This is a genomic window from Oscillibacter ruminantium GH1 (genome assembly GCF_000307265.1).
Taxonomy (GTDB): Bacteria; Bacillota; Clostridia; order Oscillospirales; family Oscillospiraceae; genus Oscillibacter; species Oscillibacter ruminantium.
The window spans coordinates 262198-285726 of sequence record NZ_DF158899.1; the positions used below are offsets into that span (position 1 = coordinate 262198).

The following is a 23529-nucleotide window of genomic DNA, read 5'->3' on the forward strand; positions in this document are numbered from 1 at the left end:
CGCCCTGTAATTCATTACTCAAATTTCGATCTGTTCTGTACTTTTTATCACTTCCGCCCCTGCGCGCAATTTATGCTCTCCCCAATCATATACTCTTTCATCTGAGGAGGGATTTTATGAAAATCATTGTCTGGAAGAAAAAGGCGGCCGCGCTGTTGGCGGCGGTGCTGGCGGTTGGAACGGCGGGGTATGCGGCAACCTACCCTGCCGTGGCCTATACCACCGATCGTCAGCTGCCCATTTACTGCGTTGACAAGGGTCAACAGAAAGTTTGTTCCATCAGCTTCGATGCTGCCTGGGGTGATGTTCGATTGCGGTCATTGTGGCGGCAGGGTTTTTCCGCGTTAAAACACATTTTGAAAAGGCCAGAACACGCAGAGGCGGCTGTCCGCGGACAGCCGCCTCTGCGTGCCCAAAAGTCTTTTCTAAGCAACGAACCGTGCTTTGGTTTTTTCCGCGTTGTAGCGGTCAGTGGATCAGGCATCCTGTTCAGGTTCCCCCTCCGAGGCAAACTGCCGGAGCAGAGTTTTGCGCTCATAGCGGTTGCAGTATTTGCTGAGATTTTTCAGCGCCAGCGCGTAATACTGCCCAGCGCTCTCTTTCAGATCCTGTGCAAAGACCGCGCCGATCTCCTCATCCCGGTCCGCCATCTGGCGGATGAGCGCCTCGGCAAACAAAACGGTTCCAAGCTCACTGGGGTCCTTGATCTTTCCGGCGCTGTTCTGGGCGGAACTCAGGCACCATTTTGCATTTTCATACTGTCCTTCCTGCATCAGCACAAGCGCCATATAGGCGTCCAAAACCGGGCGGCGCCAGAAGGAATCGAATTGCCCATACAGGGCGTAAGCCTGCTCAAAATACGACTTTGCTGCGGAAAAAGATTCCATAAAGTACGCGGTTTTCCCCGCGTTGATGTAAAAATAAGAAAGACTGGAGGATACGTTCTGTCCCGTACACAGGGAGATGGCCTTTTGAAACAGCGCCAGTGCTTCGGGATAGTCCTCCTCCGCCTGACGAATCTCTCCGATGTAACAGTACGCGGCGGCAACATTGGTGGCGTAGCGCTTGGCCACCGTTTCCGTGATGGTGAGGGTACTGATGGACTCGGTCAACAGCTTTTCCGCCAGATAGTAATTTCCCACCATCAGGTTGTACAAACCCTTCAGCCGGAGAATAATCCCGATTTCTTTATGATAGTTGCACCTCACCGCCAAATCCAGCGACAGCTTAATATATTCGGCCATTTCTTCCAGATTGTAAACCTGCAGATGGTAGATGATCAGCTGCTTGCAGCCCTCCAGTTCATAGTCCAAATTACCGATCTGCCGGGCCTTCTCAATGACATGCGTAATGCTGTCCACGCCACCCGCGTATTCACCCTCGCGGATAAGGTAACGCCCCTTCAAATAGTAAAATTCCGTCTCCAGCAGGTTCAGCTCGTCGGAGTCGCCCGGGAAATTCAGCGCCTCTTTCAACCCCGTCTCCAAATTGCCGAACAACTCCCCGATCTGGTCCCGGGACATGTAGACGTTAGGCTCCTGCCCCATTTCCAGATTGTTCAGGATGGGGAACATCTCGTGGTTGAAATTCAGGCAGCTTTTCAGCGTATCCATCTGATATTGCAGCGCCTTGAGCCGGTCGCCGGCGGCGGAAAAGTGATAGACCAGCTTTGCGTTGAGTCTGGTGTCCCGCTTTTTTACATTTACACGCTCTTCCAGCAGCTGACCGATCTTTCGGTGAATTAGCTTTTTCCGGGAGCTGGGCTGAGACAGATAGACGTATTCCCGCAGCTTGACGTGGGAAAACAGCACCGCGGTTTCCCCCTCCTGTTCCTTTTCCCGCAGGATGTCCCTGTCCTCCAGTGTCTCCAGCAGAGTGAGCATCCTCTCATCCTCCCGCTCCATCAGCCGCGCGAGGAACCGGAGTGGAGTGGCGTCATAGAAAAAGGATAGCAGCTCCACCAGCGTGCGCTCATCCGGCTGAAGATAGAGCAGACGGCTCCGCACCGCCTCCAGCGCGGTCGGCGTCATGGTACCCAGTTCATGCCCCTTTTGCAGCAGGCCAACGCACTCGTTGAGGAAAAATGGGTTTCCCTCCGTCTCATTGTAGACTTGCTCCAGCGTCTCGCCCTTCAGTTCCTTTTTTGGCAGTGCCTCTTCGATAAAGCAGTGGCATTGCTCAATATCCAGCCGCTCCAGTGAAACGGTGGTCAGGCGGCCGCTCCGGCGCAGTGCGGTCAACGCGTCCTCCAGCGCCCGGTTGCGCTCCCGGCCGCAGGTTGCCACCAGCATCACCCGCAGGGGGTCTGTTTCCAGCAAAAGCGCAGTCAGCAGGGCCAAACTCTCATCGTCCATCCACTGGATGTCCTCGATGGCTAAAATAACCTGCTTTTCCGCAGAGATTTTCTCCAGTCCCTCCCGCAGAATCTGCACCATGGACGCCATGGACCACCTCTCCGGCGTTCGCACATAACCACTACCGGGCAGATTTTCGCTGAAATCCGGAAAAACGCCCGACATCAGCTCTTTCCACAGATTTGGAGGGATCAGTCTGTTTCGCTGAATCAACCGGGAAATGGTCCGCACCACCGCGCTCCAAATCCGCAGAGGCCAGTCTTTTTCCACCTGATAGCAGCTCACCTCCAGAATCAAAAAATCCGACGCGGCTTTTTCCAGCAGCCTGCGCTTCAGGGTGGATTTTCCTATGCCCGTCTCGCCGGTGATTAAAAGAGTGGTTCCCCCGCGCTTTTGGCGAAACTCCTTCAGCGTCTTTTCCATAGCGGCCAGCTCCTGATAACGGCCATAAATTGAGGCCGTATCCCGGGCGCGTCTCTTTTCCCCTCCGAAGTCAATCTGCTCCAACGCACGCTCGTAAATTTCCTTGGTCTTTTTATCGGGGTCGATGCCAAGCTCCCGGTGCAGCAGCTTGGACAGATCGTAATAGGTTTCCACCGCCTTTCCGCTTCGCCCCGTGTCCTGATAAAGGCGCATCAGCAGGCGAAAGTTCCGCTCGTCGAACTCGTCCAGTTCAATGAGGCGGCGGATCAGATTCTCCACGCCGTCATAGTTGCGCTCCTGAAGGCTCCTCTCAATTTTCAAGCAGCATTCCGTAGCGAACTTTTCCTGAAACCCGCTGCGCACTTTCGTGACCCAGAATTCAAAGGCGTCCGCCTCCTTTAGGAAAAAGCCCTGCAGAAAATCGCCCTGATAGCACTCCAGATTCTCCTGCGGCGCCCGGGAAAACAGGTCCGTGTCGGATTCGATGTCCAGCGCCTCATTCATGAGCAGAACCGATTTTTGGGGAGAAATGATGATATCCTCCCCCAGCGATTTTTTTGCTTGGTAGATCGCATTTCGGATGTTTTTCCGCGCCACCGCGCCATCCTCGTCGGGCCACAGCAGTCCCCCCAGCTCATCGCGGCTGGCCATTTTGTTGACCGCCAAATAATAAAGCAGCGCGTTGATTTTTGCATAGGGGAAAAAAACGCTTCGTCCATCTACGGTGATCTGAGGGGCCCCAAACAGTTTGTATACAATTTTACTCATTCCGGTCTCCTCTCAAAGCCATGCTCTTTGAATTGGGACGGAGGTCCCGTTCCCTCCACTGGAATTTGTATTATTATACAATTAATGCAGTCTTGTTTCAATTCAAATTAAATTTTTGTTTAACTTGCTGTCCTTTTCATCTTCACCTGAATTAAAAGAAAAAGGGGCCCTGACGCAGGGCCCCTTTTTGGTGGATTTGTTCGTGATGGTTACTTGCTCTCCGCGCTTTTCAGCGCCTTGTCGATCAGCTGTTCGTCGTTCTCCGCCATATAGGGCAGGGTGATATGGTCTTGCCCCTCATACATCTTGTTGTATTCGGCTGCGGTGGAGACCGCATGCTCATTCCGCGCCCAAGACCGGCGGGCAACGCCCACCATCACGTCCCAAGGCATGGACATGCGCAGGATCGCGTCCACATTCTCGCTTCCGTCCAGCACCATGCCGAAGCCGCCGTTGATAGATTTGCTAACGCCCACGCCGCCGCCGTTGTGCAGCGCGACAAGGCTCATGCCGCGGGCCGCGTTGCCCGCGTAACACTGGGTAGCCATGTCGGCCATGATATTGGAACCGTCCTTAATGTTGGAAGTCTCGCGGAAGGGAGAGTCGGTTCCGCCGGTGTCGTGGTGGTCGCGGCCCAGCATAACAGGGCCGATCTCGCCGTTGCGAACCATCTCGTTGAACTTCAGCGCGATGTTCATGCGGCCCATAGCGTCCGAATACAGGATGCGGCACTGAGTGCCGACCACCATCTTGTTCTTCTTGGCGTCCCGCAGCCAAATGTAGTTGTCGTGATCCTGATAGCGGCGGTTGTGGGCCTGAATGTAATCCGCGGCGGCAGCATCGGTCTTGTCCAGATCGTCGGGATTGCGGCTCAGGCAGCACCAGCGGAAGGGACCGTATCCATAGTCAAACAGGAAGGGCCCCAGAATGTCCTCGACATAGGAGGGGAATACAAAGCCGTCCAGATCGTTTTCGCCGTTTTTGCACACGGCGGTAACGCCCGCATCAAACACGGACTTCAGGAACGCGTTGCCGTAATCGAAGAAGTAGGTGCCCTTATCGTGGAATTTGCAGATCATCTCGTAGTGGCGCTTCAGGGACTTATCCACCAACTTGGCAAACTGCTCCGGGTCCTTGTCCAGCATCTCGGTGCGCTCGGCAAAGGTCAGTCCCTGCGGGCAGTAACCGCCGTCATAGGCCATGTGGCAAGAGGTCTGGTCGCTCATCAGATCCACATGGACGTTCTTTTCATACAGATACTCCAGCAGATCCACCACGTTGCCGTTATAGGCGATGGCGCAGGGTTCCTTGGCCGCCATCTTCTTCTGGGCGATGGACAGCGCCAGCTCCAAGCTGTCGGTCTTTTCGCTGACCCAGCCCTGCGTATAGCGGGTCACGATCCGGGACTCATCCACTTCGGCGATGATGGACACAGCGCCGGCGATCTCGGCGGCCTTGCCCTGTGCGCCGGACATGCCGCCCAAACCGGCGGAGATGAACAGGCGTCCCGCCAGATTCCCATCCTCGGAAATGCCCAGTTTCAGGCGGCCCGCGCCCAGCAGGGTGTTGAACGTGCCGTGGACAATGCCCTGCGGCCCGATGTACATCCAGCCGCCGGCGGTCATCTGCCCATAGTTGGCAACACCCAGCGCCGCCGCGCGGTTGAAGTTCTTCTGGTCGTCAAACGCACCGATCATCAAGCCGTTGGAGATAACGCACCGGGGCGCACCCTTGTGGCTGTGGAACAGGCCCAGAGGGTGGCCGCTCATGACCACCAGCGTCTGCTCATCTGTCAAGATCTCCAGATACTTTTTAATCAGGCGGTACTGCATCCAGTTCTGGCAGACCTGCCCCGCTTCGCCATAGGTCACCAGCTCGTAGGGATACAGCGCCACGTCGAAATCGAGGTTATTCTCGATCATGACCTGAAACGCCTTACCCTCGGTGCAGTTGCCCTTGTACTGCTCAATGGGCTTGCCGTATAGCTTGCCCTGCGGGCGGAAGCGGTAGCCATAAATCCGGCCGTGCTCCTCCAGTTCCTTGGCAAACTCCTCAGCCATCTGGGCGTGGTGATCCGGGTGGATGTAACGCAGGGCGTTTTTGATCGCCAGTTTCTTGTCTGCCTCGGAGAGATGGGATTCCCGGCGGGGAGCGCGGCGGATTCCATCCGCGAAGGTAGGATACTCCGGCAGCTCGTAGTCCAGCTTCACCGTCATTGCCTTGTCAACATCAAACATTGCCATAATTATTCCTCCTTATTTATATGAGTTCATTGTGTTTAAATATAAATTGCAGGGAGATATCCGCCTCTTCGTGCGCACCGGGCCTCAGCGGGAGGCAAACACCTGTTTGCACTCTTCGATCATGATGGGCAGCACCTTATAAAGATCGCCCACGATTCCATAGTTCGCCACGCTGAAAATGGGCGCTTCGTCGTCCTTATTGACGGCCACGATCACGTCAGATGTCTTCATACCCGCCAGATGCTGCAGCGCGCCGGAAATGCCGCAGGCGATGTACAGCTTCGGTCCCACTGTCTTGCCGGTCTGGCCCACCTGATGCTCATAGGGAATCCATCCCGCGTCCACCGCAGCGCGGGACGCGCCCACTGCGGCATGCAGGGTGTCGGCCAGTTCTCGAATCAGGTCGAATCCGCTGGCGTCGCCCAGTCCGCGACCGCCGGAAACAATGATCTGCGCGTCGGTCAGGCTGATTTCCCCGCCCGCCTTGGCCAGAACCTCCTTCACCTGCGTACGCAGCTCCGAATCCTCCATATTCAGAGAAACGGAGACGACCTCCCCGGTTCTGGACGCATCCGGTTCAGCCTTAGAGAAGGCGTTGGGCCGAATGGTGCATATGGCGGTTTTCGTAGGAGCAAAGGTCACATCGGTCATGATGTTGCCGCCGTAAGTGGGGCGGGTGGCAACCAACTGCCCTTCCACAATTTTCAGTGCCGTGCAGTCCGCGGCAAGGCCCAACTCCAAACGGCTGGACAGCCGGGCGGACAAATCCCGACCGCAGGTGGTAGCAGCCAAAAAGAGAATCCCCGGCGTGTGCTCCCGCACAAGCTGCTCCAGCACCTTGCAGTAGCTCTCGGTCCGGTAGTCCTTCAGCCGCTGGTCGTCGCAGACAAAGACCTGGTCCGCGCCATAGGCAAAAGCCTCTCCGGCCTGCTCCTTGACCTGCGCACCCAGCAAAACAGCCGACACCTTGCCGGACAGCTGATCCGCCAGTTCTCTTGCCGCACCCAGCATCTCATAGGAGACGCCCGCGATCTTCCCGCCCACGCACTCCATGCAGACCCATATGTTTTGATTTGACATATCTTGTTCTCCCTTCTCAGATGACCTTCTGCTCCACGAGCTTTACAACGGCGAGCTTTCCGATCTCCTCTGCATTCCCGCGAAGCAACTCGCCGCTCTGGCGCGGAGCGGGCATATAGCGCTTTTGAACGGTGGAGGGGGAATTCTTCCCGACCTTGGCTGTGTCTGCGCCGATGGCCGCGCAGTCCAGCACGGGGATTTCCATGCGGTTGGCCATTCTGGTCCGTTTCAGCGTTGCATAGCGGGGCTCGTTCAGGGATTTTTCACAGGTGAGCAGCACCGGCAGCGCGGCCTGCACCACCTCCTCGCCGGTGGGAGCGACCCGTTTGGCGGTCAGACTGTCGGCGGTGGCCTCCCGAATCTCGTTGACGTAGGAGATCTGCGAGATGCCCAACTGCTCGGCAATGCCCGCGCCCACCTGACCCGCGTCATCGTCGATGGCTTGTTTTCCGCACAGGATGACGTCAAAGGTTCCGATGGATGAAATCGCCTTGGCCAATGTGTAGGCAGTGGCCCACGGATCGGAATCTTCCAGTGCCGGATCGCTGACCAGATACGCCTTTTCCGCCCCCATGGACAGGCCGATACGCAGGGTGATCTTGCTCTCCTCGTCTCCCATCGCCAGCACAGAAACCTCTCCGCCATGTTCCTCCGCCAGCTTCAAGCCCGCTTCCAGTGCGTTCAGGTCGAAGGGGCTCACCATCGTCTCAACGCCCTGTGTAACAACCCGCCCGGTGGCGGGGTCCAACTTGGGCGCCACCGCGTTGTCCTGTACCTGCTTCATACATACCAGTATGTTCATATATTGTCCTCCTTTATGGCGGGCGCCGGAGCGCCGCAATCAAACCGGAATCAAATGCTCTGAAACGCGCCGCGCATCAGTGCAGAAGCTGACCGGCAATGACAATCCGCTGCACCTGAGAGGTTCCCTCGAACAACTCGGTGATGCGCTGGTCACGGTAGATCCGCTCAATCGCGTATTCCTTCATGTAACCGTAGCCCCCGTGTACCTGCAGCGCGGTATCCACCACCTTGTGGGACGCCTCGGCGGCAAACAGCTTGGCCATGGCGGCCTGCTTGGTGAAAGGCACACCCTGCTCTTTCAGGCTGGCGGCGTAATAGGTCAGCATCCGGGCGGCTTCCACCTGCGTGGCGGCATCGGCCAGCATCCACTGGATGCCTTGGAACTTTGCAATGGGGCGCTTGAAAACCTCGCGCTCCTTGGCGTATTTAACCGCCAGATCCAGCGCGGACTGGGCGATGCCCACGGACATGGCGGCGATGCCGATGCGGCCGCGGTCCACCACGTCCAGCGCCAAACGATAGCCGCCGTTCAACTGGCCCACCAGATTCTCCTTGGGGACGCGGCAGTTTTCAAACACGATCTCGGCCGTGCGGGCACCGCGGATACCCATCTTGTTGTCTTCGGAGGCGATGGTCATGCCGGGAGTCCCCTTTTCCACCACAAAGCAGCTCATGCCGTGGCGCACGTCCTCTTTATTGGTGATGGCAAAGCAGCACAGGAAGTCGCAGTGTGCGCCGCCGGTAATGAAGTGTTTCACGCCGTTGATGACATAGCTGTCGCCATCTTCCACAGCTGTGGTCTTGTTGGAGGTCATATCAGACCCGCCCGCAGGCTCGGTGAGGCAGAACGCGGCGTATTTTGCGCCTTCCAGCGCGGGTCGCAGCCACTTTGCTTTCTGCTCGGCATTGCCCGCCAGATACAGCGCGTCAAAGCCCAGATAGTGTCCGGTGATGATGGAGCCGGTGGAAGCGCAGGCCGCGGAGATCTCCTCCATGGCAATCGCCTCGGAGATGGCATCATAGCCCGCGCCGCCCAGTTCCTCGGGATAGGCCAGGCCCATCAGATCCTGTTCGCCCAAAGCGACAATCGTCTCGGTGGGAAAACGGTTGTTCACGTCGATCTCTTCCGCCTTGGGGGCAAGATAGCTCTGTGCCCATTCGCGGACCGCCCGGCGCAGGGCGATTTGGTCGTCAGTATACTTGAATTCCATAGAGAGATTCCTCCTTAAAATTTTGATCTGTATTGTTGTCGGCGGATCAGAAGACCTTCTCCGCCTCCCACGCGTCGATTTGTTCCTTGCTGTAACCGAATTCCGCCAGAACGGCGCGGGTGTCCTGTCCCAGCAGCGGGGCGGCATGTCGGGGATCGGGAGGTGTTTTGGACAGCTTAACGGGATTTCCGGTGATGGTCAGCTTGCCCGCACCGGGCTGGTCGATCTCCACCAGCATATCCCGCTTCAGGATGCTGGGATTTTTACACGCATCGTCCACGGTACACAGCGGGCCGCAGGGTATCGAGCGGCTTTCCATCATCTCTCGGGCCTTGCTCACCGTGTGATTCTTTAAAAACCGCTCCAGAATGGCCTTCAGCTCTACATCGTTTTCAGAGCGGTGGGGGTCGGAGTCAAACTTCGGGTCTTTGATCAAATCTGGCTGGCCGATCATCTCGCACAGCTTGGCAAAATGAGCGTCGCTGGCCACGGCGATGATGACCATGCCGTCGCTGCACTGATAGATGTCAAAGGGTGCGCTGAGGGGATGCCGGGCTCCCACGCGGGTGGGATGGACACCGCCGATGGTGTGGCGCACCACATTTGTCTCAATAAAGGCAAACACGCTGTCCAGCATGGCGATATCCACATACTGTCCTTCGCCGGTTCGTTCCCGGTTATACAGGGCCATCAGGATGCCAAACACGGCGTATAGCCCTGCGCTGACATCTCCCAGAGAGCTGCCCACCCGGGCAGGAGGCGTATCGGAATACCCGGTGATGCTCATCATGCCGGACATTCCCTGCGCCACGATGTCATAGGCGGGCAGGTCCCGCAGCGGGCTGTCCTGTCCAAAGCCGGAGATGGAGCAGTAGATGATTTTGGGATTGATCTCTTTCAGGTGGTCATAGGAGAGGCCCAGCTTCTCCATCACACCCGGTTTGAAGTTTTCCACCACGATGTCACAGGTCTTTACCATGTCGTAAATGATCTCCCGGCCACGCTTCAAATCCAGCGTGATTCCCTTTTTCCCCCGGTTGACCAGTGTGTAATAGCCGCTCTGGCCGTTGACAAACGGCCCAAAGATCCGACTGCCGTCGCCGGAGCCGGGACGCTCAATCTTGATGACTTCCGCGCCGAAGTCGGCCAGATTCATGGTGCAGAAGGGCCCCGCCAGTACCTGAGAAAAATCCAGCACCCGAACCCCGCTTAACGCTTGCTGCAATATCAACACCTCCTGAGAAAATAAATGATTGTGGTTTTTCGCGGTTTTTAAAAGAGCAAATGGGCAAACAGCGCCACAATGGGGATGGCGATCACCGTCCGAATCAAGAAGATCAGAACCAGTTCGCCGAACTTGAGTCCCATGTCGGCCTGCATCATGGCGTTGGCGCTCTCGGTGAAGAAGATAATCTGCACGGTGGACAGCACGATTACAAAGAACACGCTCATAGGCGCAATGGCCTGTCCGGCGATGGTCATGACAGGCAGCGCGATCTCGGCGATACCCACCAGCGTGGCGGGGGCAATGGCCGCGGCGTCGGGCAGCTGGCACAGCTGAAGATAGGGCGTCATGGGGACCCCGATCCACTGGAACAACGGGGTGTAGGTACTGATGAACAGCGCAATGACCGCGATGGCCTGCACAAAGGAGACGATCTTCACCGCAAAGGACAACACGTCGGGAATCGAGGTGAGAAACACGGAATACGGTGTGCCGGCGGCCTTGGTGGTCGCGGCGCCCACAGCTTTTTTCAGGATTGTGCGGTCATAGCGGCCGGATTTCCGCATAGCGTCCGTCTGCTCCGTGCCGTTGACGTAGCGGTCTTTTCTTCTGGACAGCGGCGGAATGCGGATAACAATGAACGCCAGAATGAACACCACGATCAGCGAGGTCAGAACGACTTTTCCGTACATATAAACCGTGTCGGTGATAGAGACCAGCAGGGCAAAAAAGCCCAGAGAAACCACGCTAAAGTTGGTGGCAACGCAGCACGCCTCTTTCTCGGTATACACGTTCTCGTTGTACAGCTTGTTTGTCATGAATACGCCCACGGCGGGCGCCGCCACAAACGCGGAGACGGCTGTGACCGCGGACTGGCCGGGAAGCTTGAATGCCTTGCGCATGATCGGCTCCATCAAAGTGCCGACAAATTCCAGCACGCCGAACTCAATAAGAAATGTGACCAGCCAGCCGGCGATGGTAACGGTAAACAATGTAGACCCCGCCAGACTGATCGCCTGCCCGCCGACTTCGGAATCCAGAATCTGCTTTGGTCCCACGTTGAAGACGATCATCACCGCGAAGAGTAGCGACAGGTAGTAAAGGATTCCGGTCCCCCAGCCGTCTTTGACGTGGAACCGCCGAAAAAACCCCTCTTTTTGAATACGGGACAGCGTAAAGGTGACGGACAGCACCAGACAGACAACCAGAACCAGCCAATTCATGACCGCAGGGCCAAGCAGGGCCTTGACTGCGTCGATCAAAAGCACCATGGGAACAGAGTTTGCCCCGCCAATCGTCACAGGAATGAAGAACGCCCAGATTCCGATTCCCGAGAAAATCATAAATTTCAGCAGGTTACGGCCATTGAGTGTACGGTAATCCACTGCAACACCGACTCTCTCCTCCAGCGCTTTTTCCACGCGGTCGTCCTCCGCGCTTGAAGATGCTTTCGCTTTGGCATAGGCGTCGTTCTCGTTCATAAGCAAGTTCCTCTCTTTCAGACAAAATGGTGAAAGCACAGAAGCCCTGTTCGGTTGTATCCCATCGTTCCTTACCGGCAGGGCCGGAGGGTGGGTTTGCCTTGCGTGCAGCCGGTTTGTTTATTGCAGCGCGGCGCGGGAGATGACCATGCGCTGGACCTCGCTGGTACCCTCATAAATCTGGGTAATCTTTGCGTCGCGCATCATGCGCTCTACGGGATACTCGCGGGTGTAGCCGTAGCCGCCCATCAGCTGGACACACTCGGTGGTGACGCGCATGGCAGTCTCGGCGGCATAGAGCTTTGCGTGAGCCGACTCCACAGAGTAGGGCAGGTGATTGTCCTTGCACCATGCAGCGCGGTAGACCAGCAGCTTGGCGGCCTCAATCTGGTTGGCCAGATTGGCGACGACAAACTGCGTATTCTGGAAGGCGGACAAGGGCTTTCCAAACTGCTCACGGAGCTTTACATAGGCAATCGTCTCTTTCAACGCGCCCTCGGCAATACCCAGCGCCTGTGCAGCGATGCCGATCCGCCCGCCGTCAAGCGTATGCATGGCGATCTTAAAGCCCTCGCCCTCTTTGCCCAGCATGTTCTCCACAGGAACGGTGCAGTCCTCAAAGATCAGGCTGGCGGTGGCAGACCCGCGAATCCCCATTTTTTTCTCGTGCTTTCCGATAGAAAAGCCCGGGCAGTCCTTTTCTACAATGAAGGCGGATATGCCGTGGTTTCCCTTTTCCTTGTCGGTCATTGCCATGACGATGTAAATTCCCGCCTCGCCCGCGTTGGTAATGAAGCACTTGGAGCCGTTAAGCACATAGTGATCTCCCTGCTTGACGGCGGTGGTCTTCTGGCGGGAGGCATCGGTTCCGGCGTTTGGCTCGGTCAGGCCGAAAGCGCCCAGACACTCGCCGCTGGCCAGCGGAGTCAAGAACTTTTGCTTCTGTTCGTCGGTGCCCCAGTCATAAATGGGGGCGGCCCCCAGAGAGGTGTGGGCGGACAGGGTGACGCCGGTGGAAGCGCAGACCTTGGACAACTCCTCTACCGCGAGAACATAGGAGAGGTAGTCCCCTTCTTCTCCGCCGTACTCTTCGGGAAAAGGAATGCCCAGCATCCCGTTGTCGGCCATTTTCTGCACGCTTTCCTTGGGGAACCGCTCGTTTTCGTCGATCTCCTCCGCCAGAGGCTTGATCTCCTTTTCCGCAAACTCCCGGTACATCTTCTGAATCATTTTGTATTCGTCATTAAACCCGAAATCCATACTCTCTTTTCCTTTCTGAGACGCGGCTTGCGTCGAATCGTTTTCCAGCATCGGGCTGAGCGCTCAACAAAGCCTTTTACTGTCTGGATTGTAGCGCGCCTCTGTCTTTGAAACGTCTGCACATCTCGTCAGACGCCCCTTTTCTCCTCCGATGTGGACGATTTGGCCCCGAAACAGTCCGGGCCGCCGCCACCGGCGAAATTCACAGTTTTTCGACCTTCGCCTTTTGAAATCTTACATTTGCAGCCGGAAGAAGCGTCAAATTTCCGTCTACTGTTGAAAAGTCTCCCGGTTAAAACTGCCGTCTGTCATGAAATTAAATTTTTTATAACTCCCATTTTTTGGGTATGATGACTAAAACTTACTGCAAAACGCACGGCATTTTTCGCCATTTTGGGGAATGGGTAGCCCGTAAGCGAGTCCACCGGCCTGACCTCGCCGGTTTGGTATACTGCCTTTGCACACTCGAAGGCTGTGTCATTGGTTTAAACATAAGAAGCCGGATAAGGGGGCGGGCATTTCAACCTGTTCCCTTATCCGGCTTTTTATTTTGGAAGGAAAATGCGCAATAGGCTATTGCCAGCCCAGAGGGGGTCATGCTGAACTTCTAAAAAGGGGTCCCTTTAAGGCGACGATGGCAGCAGAGAAAACGCTCGATGACATTCAGCAGCTCATCCCGAAACGCGCGGTGATCTTCACAGCTGTGGGTGAGGGGGCGGCTCACGGTACCGTCTTGTTTTGCCTATTCGATAAGATTTATAGAGATTGGTCCCTTTCAGCATCTGACGCACGGCTCCTTTCATGGCCGCTTTTAGCGCAGCTTGGCAAGAAAAAGTGACGTTGCCGCATCAGCGGCAACGTCACTTTCTTCATCATTGTTCAGGTTTGGAGCGCGCTTCCCGCCACAGTGCCCCTGATCGTAGACCACGCCGCCATTCAGAGAGCGCTTACACGAGAAATCAAATTCTGCGGTGCCCTTAGTAGAGGAGGTTTTTCTTCAGCAGGATGGCTTTGTCTCGACGAAAATCGGAAAATCCAACTTCCTTCAGCCCTGACAGCGTTGCTGATAGGACGCTTTCTTTTGCACATTCGCCTCGGAGCCCGCCTCGTCAGCTAGGCTCCTCGTGTTCCTCTTCCAGCAAAAACCGGAGGCTGTCTGAAAACCGATACGTGATCTCTATGCGCTTGTCCTCAAAGATGCGGATCACTTCAACCGTCTGGGACAGCGTTGCCCGGTCCAGCTCAGTCAGCCTGCCCAGACGCAGCAGGTTTTCAACCCACGGCTGTTTCCGTGGGTTTTCTTCAGGCGAGGACTCGACCTGAGTCAGCTGGCGCGCTAAAATTTCCTCCTGCTGATCGTAATCCCCCTTGTAGCGGAGAAATTCCTCCCGATTCAGCAGCCTGTCCCGATAGTCTTCATAGGCCCCCTGTTTCAGACGGCGCACCCTGTCCAACGCGGTTTCCAGCCGCTTTTGCTCCTTACTTTTGCGCTGCGCCGTATCTGAAACCGTTCGGTTTCGCTCGACAAGCTGCTCCAAATCACCAACTGCGGCAATCACGCGGTTCAGATCCTCCAGAATGATCTTCTCTAGGTCCTGCTGCGGAATATAATGCTTGGTACACACACCGGCCCCATAGCGGCGATACGACCCGCAGGAGTAGCAGATACGTCCGCCCCGGACCGTTTTGACCATTGCCCGACCACAGTCTCCGCACTTAAAGAATCCGGCGAACAGACCCACATTCTGCTCAAAAGCCGGGGCGCGCGTGTTTTGCGTAATCTGCGCCTGAACCGCATCCCACAGCTCCTGTGGGATGATGACCTCATGGGTATCCGGAACCACGATCCATTGGCTTTTGTCCGCGGCCTTGGCTCTTCCATGCATAGTTGGCCGAATCGACCGCCGCTGCACCATACTGCCCCGGTACATCTCGTTTTGCAGCATTCGGTGGATGGTGGCATAGGTCCAATAGTGGGTGGACTCCAACCGCTTGCAGTTGGTATACCGCTCGCCCATCAGCCGCTTATACTCACTGGGGCAGGGAATCTTTTCCTCGTTGAGCTGCTGGGCAATCCGAATCTGTCCCACTCCGCCCGCAGCCATCTCAAAAACGCGCCGAACAACCTTGGCGGCAACCGGATCAACGATCAGCTTGTTATGGTCGGCCGGATCTTTCACATAGCCGTAGGAGGTGAAGGCCCCTACAAATTCGCCTCTGCGCTGTTTTACTTCAAAGGAACTGCGCACCTTCTCCGAGATGTCCTTTGCATACTGCGCATTAAAAACATTTTTCAGCGGCAGCAGCATATTGTAGGGACCGGCCTGACTGTCCACCCCATCGTTGATCGCAATAAATCTGACCTCATGGCTTGGAAAATACCGCTCCAAATAGTAGCCCATATCGATGTAGTCCCGTCCAAAACGGGAGAGATCCTTCACGACAACACAGTTTACCCTGCCATCTTCAATGTCGGTCACCATTCTCTGGAAGGCGGGTCGGTCAAAGTTGGTACCGGTATATCCGTCGTCGGAGTAGTGGCCTACTGCCTGAAACTCCGGATCGCGGGCACAGTAGTCCTCAATGAGCCTCTGCTGGTTGAGAATGCTGTCGCTCTCCATACGGTCACCGTCCTCCCGTGACAGGCGTTCGTATTGGGCGGTCAAATACTTTGTTTTCTTCTGGGGCATAGGCGTGTCAGCTGTGAATCTTCACCAGTGCCGCCACTACATCCTCAGCAGTGCGCTGACCGGTGAAGTGGCGGTCAATGCTATATGCGGACGTGCGCGCAGACGGGGTCATAGTCTGAGACATGGATATTCCCTCCTAATCAAACCAGATGGTTCAGGTTATGAGGGCTTGTCGGCAAACATGCCACGCGCGTCAGCTTCGGTTCCTGCCTCTATACGATGAAACCGCTGGTTAATAAAACGCATACGCCCCGGTTTGCACATATTGGGACATAAAAAGATGTAAAACTTTCTTGTAATTCGGTGTAGCAAAGGGTATTAATATAAGAAGAATAAAAATGCGGCGATCTCAATTGGTTTTGGGACTGCCGCATTATGACGTTACCCTGGGGAAACGAAGATACGCAAACGCTCATTGACATTCTGTCGAAATACAATGTGAAAACCACCTTCTTTGTGGTCGCCGACTGGGTGGATAAGTATCCCGAGTCTGTTAAGGCTCTAAAGGATGCAGGGCATGAGGTGATGAGCCACTCGGCGCACCACGACCACTACAATTCGCTGTCCGCAGAGCAGATTGCCGCGGACCTGAAGGAGAGCTGCGACAAAACCGAGGCCGTCACCGGTGTGCGTCCCACCCTGATCCGCTGCCCATACGGGGAGTATGACAACCATGTCATACAGGCGGTGCGCGATTGTGGAATGGAGCCAATCCAGTGGGATGTTGAAACACTCCATTGGCTTGCAGTAAATAGCGCCTGCGGCCTTTTGTAAAAGGCAGAATGCGGCAAAATCCCCGCACAGGAAATTCGTATTTTAAGATCGCGGTAAGGGTTTGGTTTCATTTTAGCAGCAGTTAAGAAGCATATTTCTTTTAGCGTATCGGAATTGTTTGACATTTTCACCAAATGACAGTATAATATTCTACTGTGGAAATTTGATGAAATTTAGGGAAATCAGTCGAATCAACCGACGCTTTCCGAACTTTTAGATGAGACCCGCATGGCAGCTTCTTCAGGCTTGCCCAGACAGCCAAAGCTCCTCGCCTGTGCGCCGCCGAAGCGCCGACGTTGGTTGCAAGGGGCTGTGGCTGCGCGGTAAAGGAGTCAAGATGAGATTCGTAGCGGCAAATTGTCTGCGTGAGGGAATGCAGTTGGCCAAGCCCCTGTATCGGGGCATCAACACCATGCTGGCCAGCGGAATCACTCTGACTCAACCATATATTGATGCCATTCAGCGCAGCGGGTATCCCGGCGCTTATATCGACGATGATCTGTCGCAGGACATCGAAGTTGTTGATATGATCAGCGAAGAACTGCGTATGGAAACTATGAAGGGAATGCGCAAGATCATCACCACCGCTCAAAACGGCGGCAAAAGTCTCCGTACTCCCAATATTACTGCACAGGTGGAACATATTGTACACGAGCTCTCCGGAAATCGGAACGTGATGGTAAATATGCTGGATTTATCCAGCTTTGACAGCTATACCTATTCCCATTCTCTCAATGTGGCGGTGCTGTCTGTCGTCTTGGGAATTGCCATGAATTTTCCGATTGGCGATTTAGTTTCTCTTGGCACCGGCGCGCTGCTGCATGATATTGGCAAGGTGTTTATCAAAAAGGAAATTATTCAAAAACACGGCCCGCTGACGCCGGAAGAATTTGAGCAGGTGCAAACCCATTCCCGCGTGGGATATGACTATATCCTGTCGGAATATCGGCTGCCCCCGCGAAATTGCAGACCCATACTGGAACACCACGAGCGGTTCGACGGCTCCGGATATCCCATGAAAAAACGCGGCACGGAAATTTCCCTCTATGGCCGCGTAACTGCTGTGGCAGATGTATACGACGCGCTGATCTCCGAGCGGCCTTACCGCAAAGCACTGCCGCCCAACGAGGGCGTAGAGTATGTGATGGCCAGCGCGGGCACCTTGTTCGACCCACAGGCCGTCAGCGCTTTTACCCGCAAGATCGCTCCGTACCCTGCGGGGACCTCGGTGACGTTGAGCAACGGCTGGACCGCGCTGGTCGTTAAGAACTATGCCTCCTACTGTCTGCGGCCCAAGATTCGGGTTTATCGGCAGGACGGTGTCGATGTGGAGCCTTTTGAAATTTCACTGAAAGACGATTTCAGCTATCTAAATGTCACGATCTGCGGCGTCGCATGATTTTAACAAAAAACTGCGAGTGTCCGGCGAAGCCGATTCTCGTATGCAGTCTGAAGGAAAGGTCCGTTAAGAACCTTTCCTTCAGACTTTTTCATTTCCGTTTTTTCTTCCGTGGCTGCTTCAGTAAACAGAGTTGAACCATTTGCATTTTTCTCCAGACTTGTACACAATTCACAATATTTATATAAATTTTGGCAAAATGTTGACGAGTCACCCAAAGTACGCTATTCTTTTAAAAAGGAAAAATTATCAGCCTGCGTGGACGCTTTATTACCTCGCGATTCGAGGAAGCTCGTCTTTCCTTCCCAAAATCCGCATTTGGGAACCAACGACAGCAATAAGGAGATGTATTATAATGAAAAGACTGAGAACACGGCTGATTCTGGTGATCCTTACTCTGGTGGTTGCTTCGTCTGTTCTGATCGGCACGATTGGGCTCACGCAGAGCTTTCGTGTCACAAACAACATTGTAGACATGCAGGTACAAGATACCCTAAAGGGCGCTGCCAATATGCTAGGGCTCTATTTGGAGGAACAATTCGGCCCTCTCAGCCTGAACGTTGCGGGAAATCTGGTGGACGTTGACGGAAGGCCCATTGAAGGAGAAAACGACTATATTGACCGTTTGTCTCAGTCCATGAACGTGGTCGCCACTGTATTTGCAAAAAATGGGAACGACTACATTCGCACTCTTACAACCATCAAGGATGATAACGGAGAACGGGTCGTCGGCACCGCGCTCGATTCCTCCGGCGACGCTTATCGGACGCTCAATGCAGGCGGTACCTACTTTGGCGAGGCTACCATTCTGGGCTCCGCGTATATGACCGGGTATGTTCCGCTTTTGGACAGAACCGGGCAGGCAATTGGCGCCTGCTTCGTGGGCGTATCCATTGAGTCCGTCAATGCAATTTTGAACGAGGGCATGGCTTCCGCCATCCGTTCCGTTGTAATTCTGACTGTTTTGGTGCTGTTGGCTGCCGCCGCGGTGACGGTTGTTGTTGGCGGGAATATCTCAAAGCCCATTAAAAAAGTAGCGCTGGCTGCCGAGCAGATCGCCGCCGGGAATTTCAATGTAGAGCTTTCTGTCCGCTCCAAGGATGAGGTGGGCGAGCTTGCAAAGGCGTTCGGTCTGACCATTCAGCAGCTGGTCAACTATCAGGGCTACATCGACGAAATCTCCGACGCTCTTTACCACATCGCCAACAGCGATCTGTGCGTCGAGCTTCACATGGAGTACGCCGGTCAATTTAAAAAGCTGAAAGACAACATGGATGCGCTTTTGGAAAGTCTGAACGGTACAATCCTGCAAATCAACGAATCCGCCCAGCAGGTTCGCAGCGGCGCAGAGCAGGTGGCGGACGGCGCGCAGGCGCTTTCTCAAGGCGCGACCGAACAAGCCAGCTCCGTTGAAGAGCTGTCCGCCTCAATTGCAGACACAGCCACCCAGATTCAGAAAAACGCAAAAAATGCGCAGGCCGCGCGGGAAAAGGCCAACTCTGCCGGAGAGGAATTGAAGATCAGTACCGGAGAAATGCGGGAAATGGTCTCCGCCATGCAGAATATTATGGACAAATCCGGTGAAATCTCTAAAATTATCAAGATCATTGATGACATTGCCTTCCAGACCAATATTTTGGCGCTGAATGCCGCGGTGGAGGCGGCACGGGCAGGTGCGGCAGGCAAGGGCTTTGCCGTTGTCGCGGATGAGGTCCGCAATCTGGCCGGGAAATCCGCCGAGGCGGCCAAGAGCACCTCCGCCCTTATCGAAGAAACCATTCAGGCCGTTGGAGCCGGTTCCAAAATTGCCGACCGAACGGCTCAGTCTCTGGGTGAGGCCGCCGCAATCGCCTCGGAAGCCGTCACCTTAATTGATGAAATTGCAAAAGCCTCTCAGGGTCAGGCGGAATCCATCACTCAAATTAATCAGGGCGTGGAGCAAATCTCGTCGGTGGTGCAGATCAACGCAGCCACCGCTGAGGAGAGCGCGGCGGCAAGTGAGGAGCTGAACGGACAATCCGTTTCCATGCAGGATCTGATTTCCGCGTTTCGACTTAGAAAGGCCGCGTCCGGTGATCGTTCTGATGTGGTCCCCGCTGCGGATAAAGCTTCCCTCGAATCGGAGAAAGCGCTTTCCTCCGCCGGTGGAAAATACTGATGCGGTTCTCCCCCGCAAGGGGATGGCGGCGGATACCAGTTAGGTATCCGCCGCCTCTTTTTTATAAAAAAATAGTTCAGAAATCAGTCCGCGAAGGTGGTTTTTTCCTTATTTTTATGCAAAATATGCGCCGACTCATTTTGACACCTTCTAAAATTTCGCGAAGAATCCGTTTAGATTCTCCGCCTGCCGTTCAGAGGCCGCTTAAAGGCGGCAAAACCCCTTGCCAGACGGTGAAAAATCGCACATAACTAGAATATACATTGCCATGCGGCATAGAGAGGAGGCTCCTGATAGTTTCATAGGGGCAAATTTGTTTTGAGGGGGTAGCATTTATGAGTTTGGTAGAGAAAATCATGCAAATCAACGGCGTTATCAACGGTGTTGTCTGGGGCGTTCCCATGCTGATTCTGATCGTGGGCAGCGGCATCTACCTCTCCATTCGCATGGGTTTCTTCCAATTCGCGCACTTTGGACACGCCATGCGTAACACCATCGGCAAATGCTTCGGAAAGAACGCGCAGAAAACCGCAGGCAGCGGCAGTGTAACGCCGCTGCAGGCCGTGACCACCGCGCTGGCAGCCACCGTGGGCACCGGCAACATCGTGGGCGTCACGGGCGCCATCGCCATGGGCGGCCCCGGCGCGGTATTCTGGATGGAAGTCTCCGCATTAGTCGGCATGCTGACCAAGTTCTCCGAGGTGACGCTCTCCATCCGTTTCCGGGAACGCAACGCCAACGGTGACTGGGTCGGCGGACCAATGTACTACATCAAAAACGGTCTGGGGCCCAAGTTTAAATGGCTGGGCATCACCTTCGCTACGCTGGGTTCTCTGGCCGCCTTCGGCATCGGCAACCTGACGCAGGTCAACTCCATCGCCACCTCGATCACCGCCTCCATCAACACGGTCATTCCCAGCAGCTCCAGCCACAACTTCACCATCTGCTTGTGCGCCGGTATCGCCATGGCATTGATCTGTGCGATGACCTATCTGGGCGGCATCAAGCGTATCGGCTCTGTGACAGAAAAGTTAGTCCCTGTGATGGCCATCGTTTACATCGTCTCCAGCTTGGTCGTGATCTTCGCCAACATCGGCAATATCGGTCCTGTGTTTAAGTCCATTTTTGTGGGCGCGTTCAACCCCTCCGCCGTGGTCGGCGGCGCGGTTGGCATCGGCATCCAGACCGCTATGACCCGTGGCGTTTCCCGCGGTGTCTTCTCCAACGAGGCAGGCTTGGGCTCCGCGCCTATCGCTCATGCGGCGGCAGACACCAAAGGTCCCGTGCAGCAGGGACTGTTCGGCATCTTTGAGGTCTTTGCCGATACCATCGTCATCTGCACCATGACCGCTCTGGTCATCCTCATGAGCGGCACTCCCATTGAGTACGGCGTTCCCGCCGGAGTCCAGCTGACCAACGCGGCGTTTGCCACCGTATTCGGGCCTGGGGCCTCTATCGTGGTGGCCATTGGACTGTGCATGTTCGCCGGGTCCACCATCCTCAGCTGGGGCCTGTACGGCACGCGCTGCGCCGAGTTCCTGTTTGGGCCTAAGATCATTAAGCCTTACCAGATCTTCTTCTGCATTCTGGTCGTAATCGGCTCCGTGATGGAACTGTCTCTGGCATGGGACATCGCCGATACCCTGAACGCTTTGATGGCGATCCCCAATCTGGTCGCGGTGCTGGCACTGTCCCCCGTGGTCTTCAAGCTGCTGCGGGAGTACAAGGAATCCACTCCTTTGAAGCGGGAGCACTCCATGAAATAACCACTCCTCTTTCTCTCACCAGCAAGCCGGTCCCCGGGCAAAAGCCCGGGGACCGGCTTGCTTTGCTCAGAAGTCCACCGGGCCGCCCGCCGCAGGCATAATCCCAGCTTTCCCCCGCATAGAGTGCAGCAAGGGGGCTTGGCAACATGGGTGCACCTGCTTACCAATCGGACGCTCCCCGCCGGGAATATCAGATTCGTGATATTTTTCCGGACCGGGACTTCACAAAAGCAGACCAGCTCCGGGTCGCTGCGGAGATTTCCTCTCTGCTGACGGACTTGCGTGCTGAAAACGGGTAATAAAACTCGGCAGGTTGGGCGCACGGCGAAAAGCCGTGCGCCCAACCTGCTACGGGAGGGGTACTATGGTCGCAATTTACGCACGCCAATCGGTGGACAAAAAGGACAGCATCTCTATTGAAACGCAGATCGAGCTTTGCAAGCGCCAGCTCCCTGACAACACCCCCTGCGTCGTCTATCCCGACAAGGGGTACAGCGGCAGCAATATCAACCGGCCGGAATTTCAGCGGCTCCTTGCCGACGTGAAAGCCGGAAAGATCGACCGCATCCTCACCTACCGTCTGGACCGGATCAGCCGCTCCGTGCTGGATTTCGCCAATCTGGTGGACCTTTTCACCAAGTACGGTGTCTCCTTCAACTCCACGCAGGAGACTTTTGACACCGGGACTCCCATAGGGCGGGCCATGCTCAATATTGTCATGACCTTCGCCCAGCTGGAACGGGAAACCATTCAAATCCGCATTCGGGACAATTACTACGCCCGTGGCGAAAAGGGCATGTATCTGGGCGGTCCGGCTCCGTTTGGCTTTCGTAAAATTGAACTGCGTTCCGAACAGGGCAAGCTGAAGCTGCTGGAGCCGAACCCAGAAACGGTTGGCACGCTGGAGCAGATGTTTCAGCTGTACGGCAACGAGATGATGAGTCTTGGCGCCGTCGCCCGGCAATTCAACGAGGAAAAGATTCCGTCGCCCGGCGGCGTGGATTGGGACTCCTGCAAAATTTCCCGGATTCTTCGAAATCCCGTGGCTGTGACAGCGGATGCCGACGTGTATCACTACTACCGGGACAAGGGTGTTAAATTCACCAATGAGGTCGCCGACTTCACGCTGGGCAAGGGCTGTTACCTTTATGGCAAACGCGACAAGAATACGCGGAAGTTCACCGATGTGTCCAATCACACGCTTTCGCTGGCTCCCCACGACGGCGTGATCCCCTCCTCTCTTTTTCTGCGCTGTCAGGAACGGCTGGACAACAACCGCCAGATCGACAACCGAACCCGTTCCCAGCTCACTTGGCTCACCGGGCTTCTCAAGTGCGGCAAGTGCGGTCACGCGGTGGTCCCCAAATCCAGCAACCATGGCCGATACCGCTATCTTTACTGCACCGGCAGAACCGCATACAGCTGCTGCGATGCGGCGGGCAATCTGGGGAGTCTCTCCGCTGTGGAAGCCATCGTCCAAGCCCGCATATTCCTTTGGGCAAAGGCTTACAGCGCCCTTTGCAGCGGGGCCTCTGCCCCGGATCATCAGGCGCGCAATCATCTGCGCTGCGGGATGGAGGCCGTGGACGCGCGTATCGAAAAGCTCCTTGATATGGCGGCGGAGTCCGACGACATCACAGTGCGGTATCTGAACGAGAAAATTTCTGCTCTGACTCACGAGCGGCAAGAGCTGGAATCCCGGCTTGACCAGCTCTGCAACTGCCGGCAGGATGCGGCGCCCAAGGAAATTCGGGATATCGCGGCGGAGTGGGATAAGATGACCCTCGCCCAGAAGAGCCGTCTGGCGGAGCTGCTGATTTCCCGAATCAATGTGTTTCGGGACGGCCTGAATATCGAATGGAAATACCGGTTTGACTTTCGTTAGCTGTTACT

General features: G+C 55.5%; 15 protein-coding genes. 6 read left to right on the plus strand and 9 right to left on the minus strand.

The window, feature by feature from the left end; all coding sequences use genetic code 11:
• Window positions 1-476: 476 nt before the first annotated feature.
• From ON16_RS11515 to ON16_RS11560, 9 genes are all read right to left on the minus strand, one after another.
• Window positions 477-3545, minus strand: a complete 3069-nt coding sequence (locus tag ON16_RS11515) for an ATP-binding protein (protein WP_040662567.1) — start codon at window positions 3543-3545, stop codon at window positions 477-479.
• 209 nt (window positions 3546-3754) lie between these two features.
• The gene (gene hutU, locus ON16_RS11520) at window positions 3755-5788 is read right to left on the minus strand and encodes a urocanate hydratase (RefSeq protein ID WP_040662569.1); all 2034 of its coding nucleotides are present in this window, start codon (window positions 5786-5788) and stop codon (window positions 3755-3757) included.
• Window positions 5789-5872: 84 nt separating this feature from the next.
• Complete coding sequence (locus ON16_RS11525) at window positions 5873-6868, minus strand: electron transfer flavoprotein subunit alpha/FixB family protein (protein ID WP_040662570.1); 996 nt, start codon at window positions 6866-6868, stop codon at window positions 5873-5875.
• A 16-nt stretch (window positions 6869-6884) separates the two neighbouring features.
• Window positions 6885-7670, minus strand: coding sequence for an electron transfer flavoprotein subunit beta/FixA family protein (locus ON16_RS11530; RefSeq protein WP_040662572.1), 786 nt, complete (start codon window positions 7668-7670; stop codon window positions 6885-6887).
• Window positions 7671-7746: 76 nt separating this feature from the next.
• Entirely contained in the window at window positions 7747-8883 is a 1137-nt protein-coding gene (locus ON16_RS11535; protein ID WP_040662574.1) for an acyl-CoA dehydrogenase family protein, read from the minus strand.
• A 46-nt stretch (window positions 8884-8929) separates the two neighbouring features.
• Window positions 8930-10108 (minus strand): CaiB/BaiF CoA transferase family protein, encoded by a 1179-nt coding sequence (locus ON16_RS11540; RefSeq protein WP_040662576.1) that lies wholly within the window; start codon window positions 10106-10108, stop codon window positions 8930-8932.
• Window positions 10109-10155: 47 nt separating this feature from the next.
• Window positions 10156-11589 carry a YjiH family protein gene (locus ON16_RS11545; RefSeq protein WP_051131720.1) on the minus strand — a complete coding sequence of 478 codons (1434 nt, stop codon included), beginning with the start codon at window positions 11587-11589 and terminating at the stop codon, window positions 10156-10158.
• Between the two features lie 120 nt (window positions 11590-11709).
• On the minus strand, window positions 11710-12849 hold the full coding sequence (locus ON16_RS11550; RefSeq protein WP_040662578.1) for an acyl-CoA dehydrogenase: 1140 nt from the start codon (window positions 12847-12849) through the stop codon (window positions 11710-11712).
• Window positions 12850-13958: 1109 nt separating this feature from the next.
• Complete coding sequence (locus ON16_RS11560; protein WP_040662582.1) at window positions 13959-15539, minus strand: recombinase family protein; 1581 nt, start codon at window positions 15537-15539, stop codon at window positions 13959-13961.
• A gap of 375 nt (window positions 15540-15914) precedes the next feature.
• Between ON16_RS11560 and ON16_RS11565 the strand changes: the two genes are divergently transcribed.
• The 6 genes from ON16_RS11565 to ON16_RS11585 all read left to right on the plus strand — a co-directional run bounded on the left by ON16_RS11565 (window position 15915) and on the right by ON16_RS11585 (window position 23521).
• Entirely contained in the window at window positions 15915-16313 is a 399-nt protein-coding gene (locus tag ON16_RS11565; protein WP_051131721.1) for a polysaccharide deacetylase family protein, read from the plus strand.
• A gap of 337 nt (window positions 16314-16650) precedes the next feature.
• On the plus strand, window positions 16651-17712 hold the full coding sequence (locus ON16_RS11570; RefSeq protein WP_040662584.1) for an HD-GYP domain-containing protein: 1062 nt from the start codon (window positions 16651-16653) through the stop codon (window positions 17710-17712).
• Window positions 17713-18067: 355 nt separating this feature from the next.
• Entirely contained in the window at window positions 18068-19870 is a 1803-nt protein-coding gene (locus ON16_RS11575; RefSeq protein WP_040662586.1) for a methyl-accepting chemotaxis protein, read from the plus strand.
• 341 nt (window positions 19871-20211) lie between these two features.
• On the plus strand, window positions 20212-21636 hold the full coding sequence (locus ON16_RS11580) for an alanine/glycine:cation symporter family protein (RefSeq protein ID WP_040663026.1): 1425 nt from the start codon (window positions 20212-20214) through the stop codon (window positions 21634-21636).
• A 146-nt stretch (window positions 21637-21782) separates the two neighbouring features.
• A complete protein-coding gene (locus tag ON16_RS15935; RefSeq protein ID WP_162829304.1) occupies window positions 21783-21935 on the plus strand; it encodes a hypothetical protein in 153 nt (50 codons plus the stop codon).
• Between the two features lie 65 nt (window positions 21936-22000).
• Complete coding sequence (locus ON16_RS11585) at window positions 22001-23521, plus strand: recombinase family protein (protein WP_040662588.1); 1521 nt, start codon at window positions 22001-22003, stop codon at window positions 23519-23521.
• Window positions 23522-23529: the final 8 nt, after the last annotated feature.

Excerpts from the sequence above, each read along its gene's own strand:
- ON16_RS11515 (WP_040662567.1), bottom strand. The coding sequence starts at position 3,545 with ATGAGTAAAATTGTATACAAACTGTTTGGGGCCCCTCAGATCACCGTA.
- hutU (WP_040662569.1), bottom strand. The coding sequence starts at position 5,788 with ATGGCAATGTTTGATGTTGACAAGGCAATGACGGTGAAGCTGGACTAC.
- ON16_RS11525 (WP_040662570.1), bottom strand. The coding sequence starts at position 6,868 with ATGTCAAATCAAAACATATGGGTCTGCATGGAGTGCGTGGGCGGGAAG.
- ON16_RS11530 (WP_040662572.1), bottom strand. The coding sequence starts at position 7,670 with ATGAACATACTGGTATGTATGAAGCAGGTACAGGACAACGCGGTGGCG.
- ON16_RS11535 (WP_040662574.1), bottom strand. The coding sequence starts at position 8,883 with ATGGAATTCAAGTATACTGACGACCAAATCGCCCTGCGCCGGGCGGTC.
- ON16_RS11545 (WP_051131720.1), bottom strand. The coding sequence starts at position 11,589 with ATGAACGAGAACGACGCCTATGCCAAAGCGAAAGCATCTTCAAGCGCG.
- ON16_RS11550 (WP_040662578.1), bottom strand. The coding sequence starts at position 12,849 with ATGGATTTCGGGTTTAATGACGAATACAAAATGATTCAGAAGATGTAC.
- ON16_RS11560 (WP_040662582.1), bottom strand. The coding sequence starts at position 15,539 with ATGCCCCAGAAGAAAACAAAGTATTTGACCGCCCAATACGAACGCCTG.
- ON16_RS11565 (WP_051131721.1), top strand. The coding sequence starts at position 15,915 with ATGACGTTACCCTGGGGAAACGAAGATACGCAAACGCTCATTGACATT.
- ON16_RS11570 (WP_040662584.1), top strand. The coding sequence starts at position 16,651 with ATGAGATTCGTAGCGGCAAATTGTCTGCGTGAGGGAATGCAGTTGGCC.
- ON16_RS11575 (WP_040662586.1), top strand. The coding sequence starts at position 18,068 with ATGAAAAGACTGAGAACACGGCTGATTCTGGTGATCCTTACTCTGGTG.
- ON16_RS15935 (WP_162829304.1), top strand. The coding sequence starts at position 21,783 with ATGGGTGCACCTGCTTACCAATCGGACGCTCCCCGCCGGGAATATCAG.
- ON16_RS11585 (WP_040662588.1), top strand. The coding sequence starts at position 22,001 with ATGGTCGCAATTTACGCACGCCAATCGGTGGACAAAAAGGACAGCATC.